Below are 17,672 nucleotides of genomic sequence, written 5' to 3'. Positions count from 1 at the left end.
GTCGATAACCTCGCCATCCTGCCACGATCAACGGCCTGCGCCAACGCGCAGTGTCCAATGCGTTGATTCAACGCACAAAACCTGCGCCAGGCGCTGCTGTCGCTGTTCTCCCGCCAGCCGGCCCCTGCGACCGGGCCGCCTCAAGCCTGCTCGGTGCTGCCAATGAAGTTCGCCAGCTCGGCCGTCTGCGGGTGGGCGAACAATTGCTTCGGATCGCCCACTTCGTGCACCTTGCCCTGGTGCATGAACACCAGTTTGTCGCCGACCTCCCGGGCAAAGCGCATTTCATGGGTGACCATGATCAGGGTCATGCCGTCCCGGGCCAGTTGGCGCACCACGCTGAGCACTTCATTGACCAGCTCCGGATCCAGGGCCGAGGTGATCTCGTCGCACAGCAGCACCTTGGGTGACATCGCCAGGGCCCGGGCAATCGCCACTCGCTGTTGCTGGCCACCGGACAGCCGGTCTGGAAAGGCGTCGAACTTCTCCGCCAGGCCGACCCGCGCCAGCATCTGCCGCGCCAGCTCGGCAGCCCGGGCCTTGGGCACCTTCTGTACCACCTGCGGGGCCAGCATCACGTTCTCGCCCACGCTCAGGTGGGGGAACAGATTGAACTGCTGGAACACCATGCCGACCTTCTGTCGCAGGCTGCGCAGGTCGGCGCGGGCGGCATCCAGGTACTCGCCGTCGACCTCGATGACCCCGTCGTTGATCGACTCCAGGCCGTTGAGGGTGCGCAGCAGGGTGCTCTTGCCCGAGCCGCTGCGTCCGATGATCGCCACCACCTGGCCTTCCTCGATGCTCAGGTCGATGCCTTTGAGCACATGGTGGTCGCCGTAGTATTTATGCAGGGCGGAAATTCTAAGCAGAGGCATGCAGTCTCCTTTCCAGGTAGCGGGCACTGAGGGACAGGGGGTAGCAGAGCAGGAAGTAACCGAGGGCCACCAGGCCGTAGACCATGAAGGGCTCGAAGGTGGCGTTGGCCAGCATGCTGCCGGTCTTGGTCAGCTCGGTGAAACCGATGATCGAGGTCACCGCGGTGCCTTTGACCACCTGCACCGAGAAGCCCACGGTGGGCGCCACGGCGATGCGCAACGCTTGCGGCATGATCACGTGGCGCAGCTGTTCATAAGGGCTCAGGGCCAGGCTTGACGAGGCCTCCCACTGACCGTGGGGAATCGACTCGACGCAGCCGCGCCAGATCTCCGCCAGGTAGGCGCTGGTAAACAGAGTCAGGGCGATGGCGGCGGCCAGCCAGGGCGAGATATCCACCCCCAGCAGGGCGATGCCGAAGAACACCAGGAACAGCTGCATCAGCAGCGGTGTGCCCTGGAACAGTTCTATATAGGTGCGGGCGCAGGAGCGGGCCCAGCCCTTGTCGGAGATCCGCAGGGTCATGATCAGCAGGCCGATCAGGCCGCCGCCGATAAAGGCCACCAGGGACAGCAGCAGGGTCCACTGCAGGCCGCTGAGCAGGTTGCGCAGGATGTCCCAGAAGCTGAAGTCGCTCATCGGCTGTTCCTCAGGATGTAGCGCTGACCGATCCAGTTCAGCAACTGACGGATCAGCAAGGCCATGCACAGGTAGATCAGGGTGGTCAGGGCGTAGGTTTCAAAGGCGCGGAAGTTGCGCGACTGAATGAAGTTGGCGGCGAAGCTCAGCTCTTCGGTGGCGATCTGCGAGCACACCGCCGAGCCCAGCATGACGATGATGATCTGGCTGCACAGGGCCGGCCAGACCTTGCCCAGGGCCGGTAGCAGCACCACGTGGCGAAACGCCTCGAAACGGCTCATGGCCAGCGCCGCGGCAGCTTCCAGCTGGCCCTTGGGGATCGCCTGGATGCCGGCGCGGATGATTTCCGTGGAATAGGCGCCAAGGTTGATCACCATGGCCAGCACGGCCGCCTGCCACTCGGAAATCTGCAGGCCCAGGGACGGCAGGCCGAAGAAGATGAAGAACAGCTGCACCAGGAACGGGGTGTTGCGGATCAGCTCGACGTAGACGCCGAACATTGCCGCCAGGGGCTGAATCCTCCAGGCCCGCACCAGGGCGCCGATGATCCCTAGGCTGACCCCGAGCAGCGTGCCGATGGCGGTCAGCTCCAGGGTGAACAGCGCGCCGCGCAGCAGCAGGCCGGTGTTTTCCAGCACCGGCAGGAAGTCGAACTGGTAAGCCATGCTCAAGCTCCGGGAGGGCGGTCAAAGGTCGGCCGGCAGCGGCTCCTTGAGCCACTGCTGGGAGTTTTTCTCCAGGGCGCCGTCGGCCTTGGCGGCCGTGAGGATCTGGTTGACCTTGTCCAGCAGCTCCGGCTGGTTCTTGTTGACCCCGACGTAGACCGGCGAGTCCTTGAGCTTGATCTTCATCGCCGGGATGCGTTTCGGGTTGCGCTGGCTGATGGCGACCATCACCACGTTGCCGCTGGCGATCAGGTCGACCTGGCCGGCGAGGTAGGCGGCGATGGTCGAGTTGTTGTCCTCGAAGCGCTTGATGGTCGCGCCCTGGGGCGCCACGGCGGTCAGCTCGATGTCCTCGATGGCGCCGCGGGTGACGCTGATGGTCTTGCCCTTGAGGTCGTCGAGGCTGGCGATGGCGGCGTCGGGCGGGCCGAACACCGCGAGGTAGAAGGGCGCGTAGGCCCGGGAGAAGTCGATGACCTTTTCCCGTTCCGGGTTCTTGCCGAGGCTGGAAATCACCAGGTCGACCTTGCCGGTGGTGAGGAACGGGATGCGGTTGGTGCTGTTGACCGGGGTCAGCTCCAGCTTGACCTTGAGCTGTTCGGCCAGCAGGCGTGCGGTGTCGATGTCCAGGCCGCGGGGCTGCATGTCCGGGCCCACCGAGCCGAACGGCGGGAAATCCTGGGGCACGGCCACCTTGAGGGTGCCGCGGGCGATCACGTCGTCCAGGGCGCTGGCCTGGGCCGGGGCCTGGCTCAGCAGCAGGCTGGCGAACAGGGCAGAGAGCAGGGCGCAACAGCGTTTGGTCATGGCGAATCTCCGCAAGTCTTGGGAAGTGAATGCTGTGTGGCGACAGAGCACAGGCCATGCCAATACCCGGAAAAGGCCGTGGATACGCGGTTTGCAGTGGTTTTTTCGGTCTTACTGGTCTGAACAGTTGGGCTTTTTTTCGCACCTGGATCGAGCATCGCGGGGCCGCGCCGAACCCCCGTGGGGCACGACTTGCCGGGTTCGGCGAATAGCTTTACAAGGGAGCTTTTCCTGCACCGGTCAGCCGCCAATCCATGAATTCGATCACCCGTGCCGTACCCGAACTGGCCCTGCAAGCCATTCGCCAATTGATCATCGAACGGGGCTTCGGTCCGGGGGATGCGCTGCCCTCGCAACGGGAGCTGGCGGTGCAATTGGGGGTCAGCCGGGCGTCGCTGCGCGAGGCTCTGTCCTCCTTGAGCGCCCTGGGGCTGATCAATGTGCAGCCGGGCAAGGGAGTGTTCGTCCAGGCACCTGAAACGGTTCCGGCCGGTGCCGGATTGAGCTGGCCGTTCGCCGCCCAGGCCTCGCCGGTGGATATCTTTCAGTTGCGCTATGCCCTGGAGGGGTTCGCTGCGGGCCTGGCGGCGGTGACCCTGACCGCCGATGAGCTGGATGCCCTGGAAGACAATGTGCAGGCCATGCGCCGTGAGTTGCGGGCCGGGGATTTCGAGGCGGCGGCGCGGCTGGACTTCGAGTTTCACCAGAAGATCCTCCTGGCCAGCGGCAATCAGGCGATGCTGAGCATCCTCAGCGCCAGTGCCGAGATTTTCCTGGAGAGTCAGAAGCTACCGTTCATCCGACCCGAGCGCGCCATGGAAACCTGGCAGGAGCATCGCAAGATCCTCCGTGCCCTGGTCCGGCACGCTTCCGGAGCGGCACACAAGGCCATGCAGGAGCATGTGCGCAATGCTGCCCTGCGCACTGGAATCGCCTTTGTCACCCCCGCATCTTCCTGAGCTGAGCTATACCCAAACTCATGGGGGACCATAGTGAGAGTCAATCATCTCCGGCTTCCTGAACGCGGGAAGGGCAGATATGATGGGCCACGTTTTTTTGCTTACAACCTGGAGAATTCCATGAGCAGCGATCTTATCAAACACGTCAGCGACGCCAGCTTCGAGACCGACGTACTCAAAGCCGAAGGCGCTGTACTGGTCGACTACTGGGCTGAGTGGTGCGGCCCATGCAAGATGATCGCTCCGGTTCTGGACGAAATTGCTGAAACCTACAAAGGCAAACTGACCGTTGCCAAGCTGAACATCGACGAAAACTCGGAAACCCCGGCCAAGCACGGCGTGCGTGGTATCCCGACTCTGATGCTGTTCAAGAACGGCAACGTCGAGGCCACCAAGGTCGGCGCACTGTCCAAGTCGCAATTGGCCGCTTTCCTCGACGCCAACATCTAAGCGTCGATTTCAGTGCCCTGGAAAAGCCCCGCAAAATGCGGGGCTTTTTCGTAATTGAGGGCTAGACGCTCCGAAACTCAGGTGTTACATTCGGCCCCGCACTGGTTTCTCCAGTGCCCCCTGCAAGCTGTCGCCGACGCTCTCCTTTTCGAATAAGTACGCGATCCTGTCGCCTTCTCTGCGGCGCGGCCTCATTAAGCCAAAAGCTTAATTTCCCCCCTCTATAAATGATTACGTCATTCCTATATGAATCTGACTGAACTCAAGCAAAAGCCGATTACCGAACTGCTCGAATTGGCCGAACAGATGGGCATAGAAAATATGGCCCGTTCGCGCAAGCAGGACGTGATTTTCTCCCTGCTGAAAAAGCACGCGAAAAGCGGTGAGGAAATCTCCGGTGATGGCGTGCTGGAGATCCTCCAGGACGGCTTCGGCTTCCTCCGCTCCTCCGACGCCTCCTACCTGGCCGGCCCGGACGATATCTACGTCTCGCCAAGCCAGATCCGTCGCTTCAACTTGCGCACCGGTGACACCATCGTTGGCAAGATCCGCCCTCCCAAGGAAGGCGAGCGTTACTTCGCGCTGCTCAAGGTCGATACCATCAACTACGACCGTCCTGAGAACGCCAAGAACAAGATTCTGTTCGAAAACCTGACGCCGCTGTTCCCGACCGTGCGTATGAAGATGGAAGCCGGCAACGGTTCCACCGAAGACTTGACCGGTCGTGTCATCGACCTGTGCGCGCCGATCGGCAAGGGCCAGCGTGGTCTGATCGTTGCTCCGCCGAAGGCGGGCAAGACCATCATGCTGCAGAACATTGCTGCGAACATCACGCGCAACAACCCAGAAGTTCATCTGATCGTGCTGTTGATCGACGAGCGTCCGGAAGAAGTGACCGAGATGCAGCGCACCGTGCGCGGCGAAGTGGTCGCCTCCACCTTCGACGAGCCGCCAACCCGTCACGTGCAAGTGGCCGAGATGGTGATCGAGAAGGCCAAGCGCCTGGTCGAGCACAAGAAGGACGTGGTGATCCTGCTGGACTCCATCACCCGTCTGGCCCGCGCCTACAACACCGTGATCCCGAGCTCCGGCAAGGTCCTGACCGGTGGTGTCGATGCCCACGCCCTGGAGAAGCCGAAGCGTTTCTTCGGTGCTGCGCGCAACATCGAAGAAGGCGGCTCGCTGACCATCATCGCTACCGCGCTGGTTGAAACCGGCTCGAAGATGGATGAAGTGATCTACGAAGAGTTCAAGGGTACCGGCAACATGGAGCTGCCCCTGGACCGCCGTATTGCCGAGAAGCGCGTATTCCCGGCCATCAACATCAACAAGTCCGGCACCCGCCGCGAAGAGCTGCTGACCGCCGATGACGAGCTGCAGCGCATGTGGATCCTGCGCAAGCTGCTGCATCCCATGGATGAAGTGGCTGCCATCGAGTTCCTGGTCGACAAGCTGAAACAGACCAAGACCAACGATGAGTTCTTCCTGTCGATGAAGCGCAAGTAAATCGATCAGGCCAGCAAGAGCCGGGGAAACCCGGCTTTTTGCTATCTGACATTCTCTATTCTGAACCTGTGGGTTCGGCGCTAAACTGCCTGCCCCGAATGCCACGGCGAAAACGAGGCTCACGCATGCAGTATCGCGACTTGCGCGACTTTATCAGCGGCCTGGAACAGCGCTCGGAACTCAAGCGCATCCAGGTCCCGGTGTCCCCTGTGCTGGAAATGACCGAGGTCTGCGATCGCACCTTGCGTGCCAAAGGCCCGGCCCTGCTGTTTGAAAACCCCACCGGTTATGACATTCCCGTGCTCGGCAACCTGTTCGGCACCCCCGAGCGCGTGGCCCTGGGGATGGGCGCCGAAGCCGTCAGCGAACTGCGGGAAATCGGCAAGCTGCTGGCCTTCCTCAAGGAGCCCGAACCGCCCAAGGGGCTCAAGGACGCCTGGTCCAAGCTGCCGATCTTCCGCAAGATCATTTCCATGGCGCCCAAGGTGGTCAAGGACGCGGTGTGCCAGGAAGTGGTGATCGAGGGCGACGACGTCGACCTGGGCATGCTGCCGGTGCAGACCTGCTGGCCCGGCGACGTCGGGCCGCTGATCACTTGGGGCCTGACGGTGACCAAGGGGCCGAACAAGGACCGACAGAACCTGGGCATCTATCGTCAGCAGGTGATCGGCCGCAACAAGGTGATCATGCGCTGGTTGAGCCACCGTGGCGGCGCGCTGGATTACCGCGAATGGTGCGAGAAGCACCCGGGCAAGCCGTTCCCGGTGTCCGTGGCCCTGGGCGCGGATCCGGCAACCATTCTCGGCGCGGTGACCCCGGTGCCGGACAGCCTCTCCGAATACGCCTTCGCCGGCCTGCTGCGGGGCAACCGCACCGAGCTGGTGAAGTGCCGCGGCAACGACCTGCAAGTGCCGGCCACTGCCGAAATCATTCTTGAGGGGGTGATCCATCCCGGCGAGATGGCCGATGAAGGTCCCTATGGCGACCACACGGGTTATTACAACGAGGTCGACAGCTTCCCGGTGTTCACCGTGGAGCGCATCACCCATCGCACCAAGCCGATCTACCACAGCACCTACACCGGCCGACCACCGGATGAGCCGGCGATCCTTGGCGTGGCGTTGAACGAAGTGTTTGTGCCGATCCTGCAGAAGCAGTTCCCGGAGATCACCGACTTCTACCTGCCGCCCGAAGGCTGCTCCTACCGCATGGCGGTGGTGACCATGAAGAAGCAGTACCCGGGCCACGCCAAGCGCGTGATGCTGGGTGTCTGGTCGTTTTTGCGACAGTTCATGTACACCAAGTTCGTTATCGTCACCGACGACGATATCAATGCCCGGGACTGGAACGACGTGATCTGGGCCATCACCACGCGCATGGACCCCAAGCGCGACACGGTCATGATCGACAACACCCCGATCGACTACCTCGACTTCGCCTCGCCGGTGTCCGGCCTGGGTTCGAAGATGGGGCTCGACGCCACTCACAAGTGGCCCGGAGAAACCACCCGAGAGTGGGGCCGGGTCATTGTCAAGGATGAGGCGGTCACCCGCCGGATCGATGCCATCTGGAATCAGTTAGGAATAGATTGATGCGTGTAACCTTGCAGCCCTCCGGAGCAGTGCTTGAGACGCTGCCCGGCGAGCGGATTCTCGATGCGGCGCGGCGCCTGGGCTATGAATGCCCGCAAAGCTGTCGCAATGGCAACTGTCATGTGTGTGCCGCGCTGCTGGTGGAGGGCAGCGTGCAGCAAGCCGGCGATGTGCGTGATCACGGCGAGTTCTACACTTGCATTGCAGAGCCGCTGGAAGACTGCATCGTGCTGTGGGATGGCGTCCTTGCGCTGGGAGAGTTGCCGGTGCGCAGCCTGTCGTGTCAGCTCACTGAATGCCTGGAAGTCGGCGGCGATGTCTGGCGGGTCAGGCTGCGAGCGCCGGCCGGCAAGCCACCGCGCTATCACGCGGGCCAGTACCTGATGCTGGAGCGCGATAACGGCGAGAAGTCGGCGTTCTCCCTGGCTTCGGCGCCCCATTGCGGGCGGGATCTGGAGTTGCACGTACTGGTGCGCGAAAACAGTGCGCAAAGCCTGATGCAGCAGTTGCAACGCGAGCGCATGGCGCGGATCGAGATGCCGTTCGGCGATACCCACCTGGCCGAGCTGCCGGACGGTCCGCTGGTGCTGATCGCCGCCGGGACCGGCATGGCGCAGATGCACAGCCTGATCGAGCACTGCCGGGCCAAGGGCTTCAAGCACCCGGTGCATCTGTATTGGGGCGTGCGCCGGCCGGAAGACTTCTACCAGCTGGAACACTGGGATGAATGGCAGCAGTTGCCCAACCTGTACCTGCACAAGGTGGTCAGCGACCTGTGCGGCTGGGAGGGACGCTGCGGCATGCTGCACGAGGCGGTGTGCGAGGACATCACCGACCTGTCCTCGGTGCATGTTTATGCCAGCGGCTCGCCGGCCATGATCTACGCCACCCTGGACGCACTGGTGAATGCCGGGATGGACGCCCATCAGATGCGGGCCGACGTGTTCGCCTACGCTCCGCGCCCCTGACGGCATCTGATCGGGGCTGTTCTTTATAACTCTGTATATAGCCCATCGGTATTTATCTAATTAAATAAATGCCGGTAGGTTATATATAAGCCTTCAACTTGAGTGCCGCTCTAATGGCACTTAACTTGCCTTGAAACTTTTGTGTCTTGTAGTTACTGCCAGGCGTTCTATTAAGTAACTTCTTTTACGCGGGGAGCCGAACGCTATTCGCCATGACAGCCCTTGAATCCAGTTATCTGAATCTGGCTTACCCTCCGCGGCTCGATCTGGGGCCGCAGCTGACCCACGAACAACTTCGCAGCTCCATGCAATCCACCATGGCCCGGCACAAGGGTGGTCCGGTCTGGCTGTTCGCCTACGGTTCATTGATCTGGCGCCCGGAGTGTTCGGCGGTCGAGCGCATGCGCGGACGGGTGCACGGCTATCATCGCGGTCTGTATCTATGGTCACACGAGCATCGCGGCACGCCGGAAATGCCGGGCTTGGTGTTCGGCCTGGATCGTGGCGGCTCCTGCAGCGGCTTCGCCTACCGCCTGCCGGAGGAGCATCTGGACGCCTCGCTGTATGCCCTGTGGCAACGTGAAATGCCTTATCCCTCTTACCGTCCGCACTGGCTCAACTGCCGTCTTGAGGATGGCAGCCAGGTCCAGGCCCTGGGATTCGTGCTGGAGCGGCACCTGCCCAGCTATGCCGGCAACCTGCCGGATCATGTGCTGAGCCAGGTGTTCGAGAGCGCTTGCGGGCGTTATGGCACCACCCGCGATTATGTCGAGCAAACGGTCCAGGCCCTGCGCAGCCACGCCATGCCGGATCGCAATCTGGAGGCACGGCTCAAGCGCTGCAAGAGCGTTGCGGCCCATTGACGAAAGCCGGCCTCAGCGGACCTGCACCACCACTTTGCCCACTGCCTTGCGCTGCCCCAGATCATCGATGGCCCGGGCGGCTGCCGTCAGAGGATAGACCTGGGACACCAGCGGCTTGAGCTTGCCTTCGGCGAACCAGCCGAACAACTGCTGGAAGTTCGCCGCGTTGTCCTGAGGCTGGCGCTGAGCGAAGGAGCCCCAGAACACGCCCACCACCGCCGCGCCCTTGAGCAGCGCCAGGTTCACCGGCAATTCGGGAATGCGTCCGCTGGCAAAGCCCACCACCAGCAGGCGACCGTTCCAGGCGATGGAACGAACGGCCTGATCGAACAGGTCGCCGCCCACCGGGTCGTAGATCACGTCGGCGCCGTTGCCATCGGTCAGGCGCTTGATCTCGTCCTTCAGGCTGCTTTCGCTGTAGTTGATCAGCTCATCGGCACCGGCGGCCTTGGCCACGGCGAGCTTTTGCGCGCTGCTGGCGGCAGCGATCACCCGGGCGCCCATGGCCTTGCCGATTTCCACCGCCGCCAGTCCGACTCCGCCCGAGGCGCCGAGCACCAGCAGGGTTTCACCGGGCTGCAGGTTGCCGCGCTGCTTGAGGGCATGCATCGAGGTGCCGTAGGTCATGCTGAACGCGGCGGCGGTGTTGAAGTCCATGGCGGCGGGAATCGGCAGCACGTTGTAGCCCGGCACCGCCACCTGTTCGGCAAAGCTGCCCCAGCCGGTCAGGGCCATGACCCGGTCACCGACCTTGAGATGGCTGATCTTCTCGCCCACCGCGCTGACGACCCCGGCCGCCTCGCCACCCGGGGAGAAGGGGAAGGGGGGCTTGAACTGGTATTTGCCCTCGATGATCAGGGTGTCCGGAAAATTCACCCCAGCGGCATGCACGTCCAGGAGGATCTCGTTCTTCTTCGGCACGGGACTTGCGACCTCTTCCAGCACCAGCGTTTCGGCGGGGCCGAAGGCTTTGCACAGCACGGCTTTCATCAGGGCTATTCCTTTGGGGTTGGTGGCCGATAAGTGTAGGAGCGTGAATCAGGCGGTCAACGAGCATGCCCGGCCCTGATGGGCAGCCATAAGCTTGTGCTTGGGCTCAGGCGGGCGGGCCTTTATGCTAGGCCGCAAACCGGATTAAGGAGCGAATTGTGAAAGCGTGGATCATGTTGCTGCTGGCCCTCTCTCTGCCGATGGCAGCGATGGCCGAAGAGGCCAAAGAAGGTGAAGCACCGAAAGTCAGCTACATCAGCCTGAGCCCGCCCTTTGTCGGCAACTACGGCCTGGATGGCGGCCCGAAGCTCAAGGTCTACAAGGCTGACGTGGCCCTGCGAGTGACCGGCGATGCCTCGGCCCAGGCGGTCAAGGCCAATGAGCCGCTGATTCGCAATCAGCTGGTGGCGCTGTTTGCCCAGCAGACCACCGAGACCATGAACAACGTCGAGGCCAAGGAAAAGCTGCGCCAGGAAGCCCTCAAGCAGGTGCAGCAAGTGATGAGCGACGAAACCGGCAAACCGGTAGTGGAAGACCTGTTGTTCAACAACCTGATCATCCAGTAACCCTGCCCGCCGTAGGAGCTGGCTGGCCAGCGAAGACGCCCGAGAGGGCGATGCAGGGCTGAGGTCCCTTCGCCGGCCAGCCGGCTCCTACAAGGCGTGGCTCACGAGGCCAGGCTCTTGCGAAAGCGCGCCAGGGCGATGGCGAAGAACACCAGCCCGATTGTCGCCAGGGCCAGCAGGTCGGGCCAGACCACACTGACGCCCGCATCACGAAACAGGATCGCCGCGCTGAGGCTGACGAAGTGCGTGGATGGCGAGCCCTGCATCACCCACTGCAGCCACTGCGGCATGCTGTCCAGCGGTGTGCTGCCGCCGGACAGCAGCAGCATCGGGATGATCACCGGGATCGCCAGCAGGCCGAATTGCGGGGTCGAACGGGCCAGGGTGGCGAGGAAGATGCCCAAAGCGGTGCTGGCGAACAGATACAGCGCCGTGACCATCAGGAACAGCGCCATCGAGCCCGCCAGAGGCACCCCCAGCACGCCCTTGACGATCACCTCCAGCGATATCCAGGTGCACAGCACCACCACCAGCATGTTGCTCCAGACCTTCGCCAGCATGATTTCCAGCGCCGTCAGCGGCAGCACCAGCAGATGATCGAGGGTGCCGTGCTCGCGTTCGCGCAGCAGCGCGGTGCCGGTGAGCACGATGGCCAGGATGGTGATGTTGTTGACGATCTGGATCACCGCCAGGAACCAGCCGCCTTCCAGATTGGTGTTGAACAGGGCGCGGGTGGTCAGCAGGGCCGGGGCCTTGCTTGCGGCATCCGCCTGATTGGCATAGCTGAGCAGCTCGCGCTGGAAGATCCGACCGATGTAGCCGGCGCCCATGAACGCCTGGCTCATGGCGGTGGCGTCGACGTTGACCTGCACCGCCGGCTGGCGGCCGGCCAGCAGGTCACTCTGGAAGTTGGCGGGAATGTTGATCACGAAGGTGTACTGGCCGCTGTCCATCACTTCGTCCAGTCGGTTGTAGGGCAGCGACACCGGGGCCTGGAACTCCGGTGGCTGCAGGGCTTCGGCCAGCTGTCGCGACAGTGCGCTGTGGTCCTCGTCCACCAGCGCCACGCTGGCATTGTGCACCCCGATCACCGAGCCGGCGGCGGGCATGTAGATGGCCACGGTGAAGGCATACATCAAGAACAGCAGCAGGACGCTGTCGTGGCGCAGGCTGGTGAGCTCCTTGAGACCCAGGCGCAGGATATGGGCGAGCCGGTTCATCAGACCTCCTGCTTTTTCAACATGACCAGGCTGAGCCCGGTGAAGCCAAGGAAGAACCCGATCAGGGCCAGGCATTGAGGCCAGAGCTCACGCAGGTCCAGGGCCTTGGTGAAGGTGCCGACGGCAATGTCGAGGAAGTGCCCGGCGGGGAACAGCTGGCCCATGATCGCCGCCGCTCCTTCCAGGGACGAGCGCGGCACGATCAAGCCGGAGAACTGGATGGTCGGCAGGCTGGTGATGATCATGGTGCCGAGGATTGCCGCGATCTGGGTGCGGGTGAAGGCCGAGATCAGCAGGCCCATGCTGGTGGTGGCCAGCACGTAGAGCACCCCGCCCAGGGCCAGGGTCAGGCCGCTGCCCTTGAAGGGTACGCCGAACAGCCAGCGGTTCATGGCCACCAGCAAGCCCAGGTTGATCAGGCTCACCACCAGGTAGGGCGCCTGCTTGCCCAGGAGAAATTCCAGGCGGGTCAGGGGCGTGGCATAGAAGTTGGTGATCGAGCCCAGTTCCTTCTCGCGCACGATGCCCAGGGCGGTGAGCATGGCCGGAATGAACGCCAGGATCAGCGCCATGACCCCGGGCCCGATGGCGTTCACGCTGACCACGTCCTGGTTGTAGCGAAAGCGCGTTTCCAGCTTGGCGGCAGGTCTTGAGTTCAGTGCCGGGCTGCTGTGTTCAGCCAGCAGTTCGAGGTTGGCCTGGTGGACCGCCTCGACATAGTTGCGGCTGGTTTCCGCGCGAAACGGCATGCCGCCGTCCAGCCAGGCGGCCACTGTCGGTTGGCGCCCGGCATACAGATCGCGGCCAAAGCCGGGAGGGATTTCCAGGGCCAGCTTGATCTCCGAACGCTGCAGGCGCCGGTGCAGTTCAGGGGCGCTGCGGATGCTCGGTTTTTCCTCGAAGTAGCGTGAGCTGCGAAAAGCCTCCAGATAGGCGCGGCTTTGCGGTGTCTGGTCCTGGTCGTAGACGGCGAAGGCCAGCTTCTCCACGTCCAGGGAAATGCCGTAGCCGAAGATCACCATCATGAAGATCGCCCCCAGCAGGGCGAAGCCCAGGCGTACTTTGTCCCGCAGCAGTTCCTTGCCTTCGCGGGTGGCCACCGCCAGCAGCCGGGCCAGGCTCAGGCCCGAGCGCGGAGGGGCGATGGCGTGGCTCGAGGCAACCGCCGGAGGCGGCGCTGGCGCTGCATCCGCGGCTCCTTGGGCGTCTTCCAGGCAGCGGACGAAGGCGGCTTCCAGGGTGTCGCCGGCAAACTGCTGTTGCAGCGTCGCGGGCGTGTCGCAGGCCAGTACCTTGCCGGCGTGCATCAACGAAATGCGGTCGCAGCGCTGGGCTTCGTTCATGAAGTGAGTGGAGAGGAAGATGGTCACGCCCTGTTCCCGGGACAGCTCGATCAGCAGGCGCCAGAAGTCATCACGGGCGGCCGGGTCGACCCCGGAAGTGGGCTCGTCGAGGATCAGCACTTCCGGCCGGTGCAGCACCGCCACTGCCAGGGACAGGCGCTGGCGCAGGCCCAGGGGAAGGGCGCCGGACTGTTGCTCGGCAATCGCCCCGAGATCGAAGCGCTGGATCAGTTCCTCGATGCGCGGGCCGCTTTCCGCCGGTGGCAAGTCGAACAGGCGGGCGTGCAGGTCCAGGTTCTGGCGCACGCTGAGCTCGCCGTACAGGGAAAAGCTCTGGGACATGAAGCCGACCCGTTTGCGGGTGGCCAGGTCCTTGGCGTCCACCGGGTTGCCCAGCAGTTTGGCGCTGCCTTCGGTGGCGGGCATCAGTCCGGTGAGGACCTTCATGGTGGTGGTCTTGCCGCAGCCGTTGGAGCCGAGGAAGCCGAATATCTCCCCGCGCCCGATGGCGAAGCTGACTTTGTTGACCGCGGTGAAGTCGCCAAAGCGCAGGGTCAGTTCGTGGGCCTCGATGGCGATGTCGTGGTTGTCGCCGGAGCGGAGCGGAATGACCAGCGGCTGATTGTCGTGGCCCGTGTCGCCCTGGAAGTGGGTGAAGGCGTCATCCAGCTTGCCGCTGGCCGTCACTTTCGCCAGTTCCTGGCTCAGGCCCTGGGCAATCATCCGGCCCTTGTCGAGCATCAGGCAGTGTTCGAACTGCTCGGCTTCCTCCATGTAGGCGGTGGCCACCAGCAGGGTCAGTTGCGGACGCTGCTGGCGCACATCTTCCACCAGTTCCCAGAAGCGCCGCCGGGACAACGGGTCAACCCCGGTGGTGGGCTCGTCGAGAATCAGCAGGTCCGGTTCGTGGATCAACGCGCAGCACAGGCCGAGTTTCTGTTTCATCCCGCCGGACAGCTTGCCCGCCGGGCGCTCGGCAAAGCGCAGCAGGTCGGTGGCCAGCAGCAGGCTGTGCATGCGCTGTTCGCATTCGTCACGGGGCAGGCCGAACAGGGTGGCGAAGAAACGGATGTTTTCGCTGATGGACAGGTCGGGGTACAGGTTGCCCCCCAGGCCCTGGGGCATGAAGGCGATGCGCGGATAAAGGCTGCGGCGGTGGCGGCGCTGGGAAATGGCCCCGCCGAGCACTTCAAGCTCGCCCTGCTGGAGCTTCTTGACCCCGGCGATCAAGCCCAGAAGGCTTGACTTGCCGGCGCCGTCCGGCCCGATCAAGCCGCAGCGGGTGCCCGCCGGCAGGTTGAAGCTGATATCGATCAGGGCCTGCTGTGAGCCGTAGCGATGGCCAATGCCGCTTGCCTGCAGCGCCAGGCCGCTCATTTCAGGTTGGCCGGCCAGTCCACGGGAGCCGTGCGCACATAGCCGGCACCGGGCATTCCCGGTTTGGCCTGGGGCACGGCGGCAGGTTGAGTCAGGCGCACCTTGACCCGAAACACCAGCTTCTGGCGCTCGTCCCGGGTTTCCACTTCTTTGGGGGTGAACTGGGACTTGGCGGCGACGAAGCTGATCTTCGCCGGCAGTGGCTGGTTGGGCAGGGCGTCGAGGAGGATTCGCGACTCATCGCCAACGGTCAGGCGACCGGTCACCGAGGCCGGCAGATAGAGGTTCATGTATTGATCGTTGGGGTCGATCAGCAGCAGCACCCGGCCACCCGCACCCAGGACTTCGCCGGGCTCGGCCAGGCGCAACTGAATGATGCCGTCGATGGGCGCCCGCAGGCTGCTGTCGTCAATCTCGCTGGTGAGCTGGGCCACCTGGGCCTGAGCGGCGCCAATGGCGGCCTTGACCGCCGCGACCTGGGCCTGGGCGGCTAGCACCGCTGCGTTGCCGGTGGTCAGGCGGGCTTGCTGCTGGTCGATGAGTTGCTGGCTGGCGAAGCCGCGGCGGAACAGTTCCTGGGAACGCTTGAGCTCCTGGTTGGCCAGCAGTTGTTCGCTCTGGCGCAACTGGACGTTGGCTTCGGCGGCCGACAGGTTTTCCCGCGCCCGCAGCACCTCGGCCTCGGCCTGGTTGCGCTGTGCCTCCAGGGTGCGGGTATCCATGCGGGCCAGCAGTTGCCCCTGGAGCACTTTGTCGCCTTCGTTGACACGCACTTCCGCCAGGCGTCCGGGGATCTTGCTGGCGATCTGCACCTCGGTGGCCTCAAGGCGGCCATTGCCCATGCTCAGGCCTTCCGGCAGGCGATCCTGGAGGGACTTCCAGTAGCCGAAGCCACCGGCGGCGAGCAACAGAATCAAGAGGGAAACAGCGAAAATGCGGGAAGAACGGTGGTTCGTCGACATGTATTCTGCGTCCTGCGGCTATAGCGTCCAAGTCTGACAGAGCCAGGCTCTCGCCCGCTTGATGCTCGTCAAATGAAAGGGGCAAGACTAAACCTATTGTCCGCAGGCTGCATGGCGATCGCGGCAAAATAACCGCCACTGCCGCCGTGGCCCGGATCAGGCCCGGCGACTCGGGGAAGGCTCAGAGCAAGGCGAGGACGGCAGCCCATTGCTCGGCGGTGACCGGCATCACCGACAGGCGGCTGCCCTTTTGCACCAGGGGCATCTCGGCGAGGGCGGCCTGCTGCTTAAGGTAGTCCAGGCGCAGGACCTTGTCGAAGGTCTGCACGTGGGCCACGTCGATTGCGCTCCAGGCATTTTTTTCGGCGCTGGCCTTGGGGTCGAAGTAGTGGCTGTCCGGTTCCAGGGCGGTCGGGTCCGGGTAGGCCGTCTTGATGATCCGGCCGATGCCGGCGATGCCGGGTTCCGGGCAACTGGAGTGATAGAAAAAGAACTCATCACCGACGGTCATGGTGCGCAGAAAATTGCGCGCCTGATAGTTGCGTACGCCATCCCAACGGGCTTGGCCTAGCTGCTGCAGGCCGAGGATCGAGAGTTCGTCCGGCTCGGATTTCATCAGCCAATAGGCCATGTTTCTTACCCTCCAAAGGGTGATTGGGCAGGTTGCCGGAGGATTTTATGACAAACCGACGGTCGGTTGACGCCAGCGTTTGCGTGTCGGTTCACGTTATCGCAAAATGCCGGGATTTTAAGCTTGACGCTGCTGCACGGCCTGTTATGGAAACCGTTGCTGTCATCGTGTGTGACTTGCCCGAGGGGGGGCAATCGATGAAACGCCAACCGGATTTACTATGGATTTTGGTTATTTTGTTCGGTTTGGGCGTTGTAACCACCGGTTATGCGCAAAGCTTGTGGGCCAACAAGACCGATGCTCCGATCGAGATCGCCCAACAGCCGCAACCCTTCAAGCGCTGAACCTGCCCGGGTGTCGCTGAGCGAACGCGACGTCTATCGGGCGCAGTACCATCCCTGATCCGTCACGGTGCCTTGCAGCGGCACATCCCAGCTGGCCTGATCGAGTCTCGCGACTTTCTGGCACTCATGAGCCAGGCCCAGCAGTGTCGGCTTGCGCCAGTTCTGGCGGCGCGCCAGGTACGCCAGGCTGCGGTCGTAGAAGCCACCGCCCATTCCCAGGCGACCTCCCTCTTCATCGAATCCCACCAGGGGCAGCAGCACCAGATCCAGTGCCCAGACCTTGCGCTGGCGTGCGGCGTTGATCCGCGGTTCGAGAATGCGAAAGCGGTTGGGGCGCAGTTTTTCTCCGGGGCGGATGCGCTGGAACACCATCTTGGTTCGTGGCCAGGCACTGAGCACAGGCAAGTAGGTGGCCTTGCCCCGGCGTTGGGCGGCACGCAGCAGCAGGCGCGGATCGATTTCGCCATCGGTGGGCAAATACAGGGACAGGTGTCGGGCCCGACGAAACACCGGGTTCTGCGCCAGTTGGCGGTACAGGTCACGGGCGGCCTGGCGTTGCTGGGCTGGTGTGAGGGCACGACGGGCTTTACGCAGCATGCGTCGAAGTTGCGGGCGGGAAAGCGGCGCAGGTTCGGTCATGGAGGAGGCTATGGAGAGTCGGACATGGCAGAACAGCCTACCCGGAAAAACCAATGCCAGCATGGATAACTGGCATTGGCTGACAATTCAGGCTCCCCAGGCGAACCGCTGTCGACTTAGCCCTTGAACCCGAAAGTTCAAGGCGGAAGATGCAGCAGGCTTTAAGGCTTTCCGTCTAGCGGACATGCACACCAGCCCAACGTGCAACTTCCAGGGTAGTGCGAATCGGCTCAGGGACATCGCCAACTGGCAAGCACCCCAGGGAGTGGCGCGAGTAT

The 17,672-nt window shown here is 63.2% G+C and carries 18 protein-coding genes and 1 other RNA gene; 8 read left to right on the top strand and 11 right to left on the bottom strand.

The genetic code is table 11. The annotated features are described in order from the left end of the window. Nucleotides 1-140 precede the first annotated feature (140 nt). From POS17_RS29340 to POS17_RS29325, 4 genes are read right to left on the bottom strand one after another with little or no spacing between them, the layout of a single operon-like run. Nucleotides 141-875: an amino acid ABC transporter ATP-binding protein gene (locus tag POS17_RS29340; protein ID WP_060841656.1), complete on the bottom strand. Its 735-nt coding sequence runs from the start codon at nt 873-875 to the stop codon at nt 141-143. After that, nucleotides 862-1,512 carry an amino acid ABC transporter permease gene (locus POS17_RS29335; protein WP_060841655.1) on the bottom strand — a complete coding sequence of 217 codons (651 nt, stop codon included), beginning with the start codon at nt 1,510-1,512 and terminating at the stop codon, nt 862-864. The genes POS17_RS29340 and POS17_RS29335 overlap by 14 nt, the downstream gene beginning before the upstream one ends. Then, a complete protein-coding gene (locus POS17_RS29330; protein ID WP_060841654.1) occupies nt 1,509-2,177 on the bottom strand; it encodes an amino acid ABC transporter permease in 669 nt (222 codons plus the stop codon). The genes POS17_RS29335 and POS17_RS29330 overlap by 4 nt, the downstream gene beginning before the upstream one ends. 21 nt (nt 2,178-2,198) lie before the next feature. After that, nucleotides 2,199-2,984, bottom strand: a complete 786-nt coding sequence (locus POS17_RS29325; RefSeq protein WP_060841653.1) for a transporter substrate-binding domain-containing protein — start codon at nt 2,982-2,984, stop codon at nt 2,199-2,201. A 254-nt stretch (nt 2,985-3,238) separates the two neighbouring features. Here POS17_RS29325 and POS17_RS29320 point away from each other — a divergent pair, with 254 nt between their 5' ends. From POS17_RS29320 to POS17_RS29295, 6 genes are all read left to right on the top strand, one after another. Beyond that, nucleotides 3,239-3,943, top strand: a complete 705-nt coding sequence (locus POS17_RS29320; protein ID WP_060841652.1) for a FadR/GntR family transcriptional regulator — start codon at nt 3,239-3,241, stop codon at nt 3,941-3,943. Nucleotides 3,944-4,063: 120 nt separating this feature from the next. Continuing rightward, nucleotides 4,064-4,393 carry a thioredoxin TrxA gene (trxA, locus tag POS17_RS29315; protein ID WP_060841651.1) on the top strand — a complete coding sequence of 110 codons (330 nt, stop codon included), beginning with the start codon at nt 4,064-4,066 and terminating at the stop codon, nt 4,391-4,393. Nucleotides 4,394-4,639: 246 nt separating this feature from the next. After that, nucleotides 4,640-5,899 (top strand): transcription termination factor Rho, encoded by a 1,260-nt coding sequence (gene rho / locus POS17_RS29310; protein WP_016967176.1) that lies wholly within the window; start codon nt 4,640-4,642, stop codon nt 5,897-5,899. Between the two features lie 125 nt (nt 5,900-6,024). Then, complete coding sequence (ubiD, locus tag POS17_RS29305) at nt 6,025-7,491, top strand: 4-hydroxy-3-polyprenylbenzoate decarboxylase (protein WP_060841650.1); 1,467 nt, start codon at nt 6,025-6,027, stop codon at nt 7,489-7,491. Next, entirely contained in the window at nt 7,491-8,459 is a 969-nt protein-coding gene (locus POS17_RS29300; RefSeq protein WP_060841649.1) for a CDP-6-deoxy-delta-3,4-glucoseen reductase, read from the top strand. The genes ubiD and POS17_RS29300 overlap by 1 nt, the downstream gene beginning before the upstream one ends. A 212-nt stretch (nt 8,460-8,671) precedes the next feature. Further along, complete coding sequence (locus POS17_RS29295) at nt 8,672-9,322, top strand: gamma-glutamylcyclotransferase (RefSeq protein ID WP_060841648.1); 651 nt, start codon at nt 8,672-8,674, stop codon at nt 9,320-9,322. A gap of 12 nt (nt 9,323-9,334) precedes the next feature. On the opposite strand, the gene POS17_RS29290 is transcribed toward POS17_RS29295, so the two are convergent. Further along, on the bottom strand, nt 9,335-10,312 hold the full coding sequence (locus tag POS17_RS29290; RefSeq protein ID WP_060841647.1) for an NADPH:quinone oxidoreductase family protein: 978 nt from the start codon (nt 10,310-10,312) through the stop codon (nt 9,335-9,337). Nucleotides 10,313-10,470: 158 nt separating this feature from the next. On the opposite strand from POS17_RS29290, the gene POS17_RS29285 reads away from it, so the two are divergent. Then, nucleotides 10,471-10,878 (top strand): flagellar basal body-associated protein FliL, encoded by a 408-nt coding sequence (locus tag POS17_RS29285; RefSeq protein WP_060841646.1) that lies wholly within the window; start codon nt 10,471-10,473, stop codon nt 10,876-10,878. Nucleotides 10,879-10,979: 101 nt separating this feature from the next. On the opposite strand, the gene POS17_RS29280 is transcribed toward POS17_RS29285, so the two are convergent. From POS17_RS29280 to POS17_RS29265, 4 genes are all read right to left on the bottom strand, one after another. Beyond that, the gene (locus POS17_RS29280) at nt 10,980-12,098 is read right to left on the bottom strand and encodes an ABC transporter permease (protein ID WP_060841645.1); all 1,119 of its coding nucleotides are present in this window, start codon (nt 12,096-12,098) and stop codon (nt 10,980-10,982) included. After that, on the bottom strand, nt 12,098-14,818 hold the full coding sequence (gene rbbA, locus POS17_RS29275) for a ribosome-associated ATPase/putative transporter RbbA (protein WP_060841644.1): 2,721 nt from the start codon (nt 14,816-14,818) through the stop codon (nt 12,098-12,100). Before rbbA ends, POS17_RS29280 begins: the two co-directional genes overlap by 1 nt. Then, nucleotides 14,815-15,780: an HlyD family secretion protein gene (locus tag POS17_RS29270; RefSeq protein WP_060841643.1), complete on the bottom strand. Its 966-nt coding sequence runs from the start codon at nt 15,778-15,780 to the stop codon at nt 14,815-14,817. The genes rbbA and POS17_RS29270 overlap by 4 nt, the downstream gene beginning before the upstream one ends. A gap of 181 nt (nt 15,781-15,961) precedes the next feature. Further along, nucleotides 15,962-16,411 carry an EVE domain-containing protein gene (locus tag POS17_RS29265; protein WP_060841642.1) on the bottom strand — a complete coding sequence of 150 codons (450 nt, stop codon included), beginning with the start codon at nt 16,409-16,411 and terminating at the stop codon, nt 15,962-15,964. Nucleotides 16,412-16,608: 197 nt separating this feature from the next. Here POS17_RS29265 and POS17_RS32225 point away from each other — a divergent pair, with 197 nt between their 5' ends. Further along, a complete protein-coding gene (locus POS17_RS32225; protein ID WP_085984450.1) occupies nt 16,609-16,755 on the top strand; it encodes a hypothetical protein in 147 nt (48 codons plus the stop codon). Nucleotides 16,756-16,788: 33 nt separating this feature from the next. Here the strand turns inward: POS17_RS32225 and POS17_RS29255 are convergent, their stop codons facing one another. Together POS17_RS29255 and ssrS are read right to left on the bottom strand one after the other, a co-directional pair. Continuing rightward, the gene (locus tag POS17_RS29255) at nt 16,789-17,394 is read right to left on the bottom strand and encodes a 5-formyltetrahydrofolate cyclo-ligase (RefSeq protein WP_060841641.1); all 606 of its coding nucleotides are present in this window, start codon (nt 17,392-17,394) and stop codon (nt 16,789-16,791) included. Between the two features lie 89 nt (nt 17,395-17,483). Continuing rightward, a non-coding RNA gene (ssrS, locus tag POS17_RS29250) (6S RNA) lies at nt 17,484-17,662 on the bottom strand. Nucleotides 17,663-17,672: the final 10 nt, after the last annotated feature.

The sequence above is a fragment of the Pseudomonas sp. Os17 genome, from assembly GCF_001547895.1.
In the GTDB taxonomy this organism is placed as follows: Bacteria; Pseudomonadota; Gammaproteobacteria; order Pseudomonadales; family Pseudomonadaceae; genus Aquipseudomonas.
Note: the sequence above shows the minus strand (reverse complement) of the source record. Positions and strands in the feature narration are given on the sequence as shown.

Excerpts from the sequence above, each read along its gene's own strand:
- POS17_RS29340 (WP_060841656.1), bottom strand. The coding sequence starts at position 875 with ATGCCTCTGCTTAGAATTTCCGCCCTGCATAAATACTACGGCGACCAC.
- POS17_RS29335 (WP_060841655.1), bottom strand. The coding sequence starts at position 1,512 with ATGAGCGACTTCAGCTTCTGGGACATCCTGCGCAACCTGCTCAGCGGC.
- POS17_RS29330 (WP_060841654.1), bottom strand. The coding sequence starts at position 2,177 with ATGGCTTACCAGTTCGACTTCCTGCCGGTGCTGGAAAACACCGGCCTG.
- POS17_RS29325 (WP_060841653.1), bottom strand. The coding sequence starts at position 2,984 with ATGACCAAACGCTGTTGCGCCCTGCTCTCTGCCCTGTTCGCCAGCCTG.
- POS17_RS29320 (WP_060841652.1), top strand. The coding sequence starts at position 3,239 with ATGAATTCGATCACCCGTGCCGTACCCGAACTGGCCCTGCAAGCCATT.
- trxA (WP_060841651.1), top strand. The coding sequence starts at position 4,064 with ATGAGCAGCGATCTTATCAAACACGTCAGCGACGCCAGCTTCGAGACC.
- rho (WP_016967176.1), top strand. The coding sequence starts at position 4,640 with ATGAATCTGACTGAACTCAAGCAAAAGCCGATTACCGAACTGCTCGAA.
- ubiD (WP_060841650.1), top strand. The coding sequence starts at position 6,025 with ATGCAGTATCGCGACTTGCGCGACTTTATCAGCGGCCTGGAACAGCGC.
- POS17_RS29300 (WP_060841649.1), top strand. The coding sequence starts at position 7,491 with ATGCGTGTAACCTTGCAGCCCTCCGGAGCAGTGCTTGAGACGCTGCCC.
- POS17_RS29295 (WP_060841648.1), top strand. The coding sequence starts at position 8,672 with ATGACAGCCCTTGAATCCAGTTATCTGAATCTGGCTTACCCTCCGCGG.
- POS17_RS29290 (WP_060841647.1), bottom strand. The coding sequence starts at position 10,312 with ATGAAAGCCGTGCTGTGCAAAGCCTTCGGCCCCGCCGAAACGCTGGTG.
- POS17_RS29280 (WP_060841645.1), bottom strand. The coding sequence starts at position 12,098 with ATGAACCGGCTCGCCCATATCCTGCGCCTGGGTCTCAAGGAGCTCACC.
- rbbA (WP_060841644.1), bottom strand. The coding sequence starts at position 14,818 with ATGAGCGGCCTGGCGCTGCAGGCAAGCGGCATTGGCCATCGCTACGGC.
- POS17_RS29270 (WP_060841643.1), bottom strand. The coding sequence starts at position 15,780 with ATGTCGACGAACCACCGTTCTTCCCGCATTTTCGCTGTTTCCCTCTTG.
- POS17_RS29265 (WP_060841642.1), bottom strand. The coding sequence starts at position 16,411 with ATGGCCTATTGGCTGATGAAATCCGAGCCGGACGAACTCTCGATCCTC.
- POS17_RS32225 (WP_085984450.1), top strand. The coding sequence starts at position 16,609 with ATGAAACGCCAACCGGATTTACTATGGATTTTGGTTATTTTGTTCGGT.
- POS17_RS29255 (WP_060841641.1), bottom strand. The coding sequence starts at position 17,394 with ATGACCGAACCTGCGCCGCTTTCCCGCCCGCAACTTCGACGCATGCTG.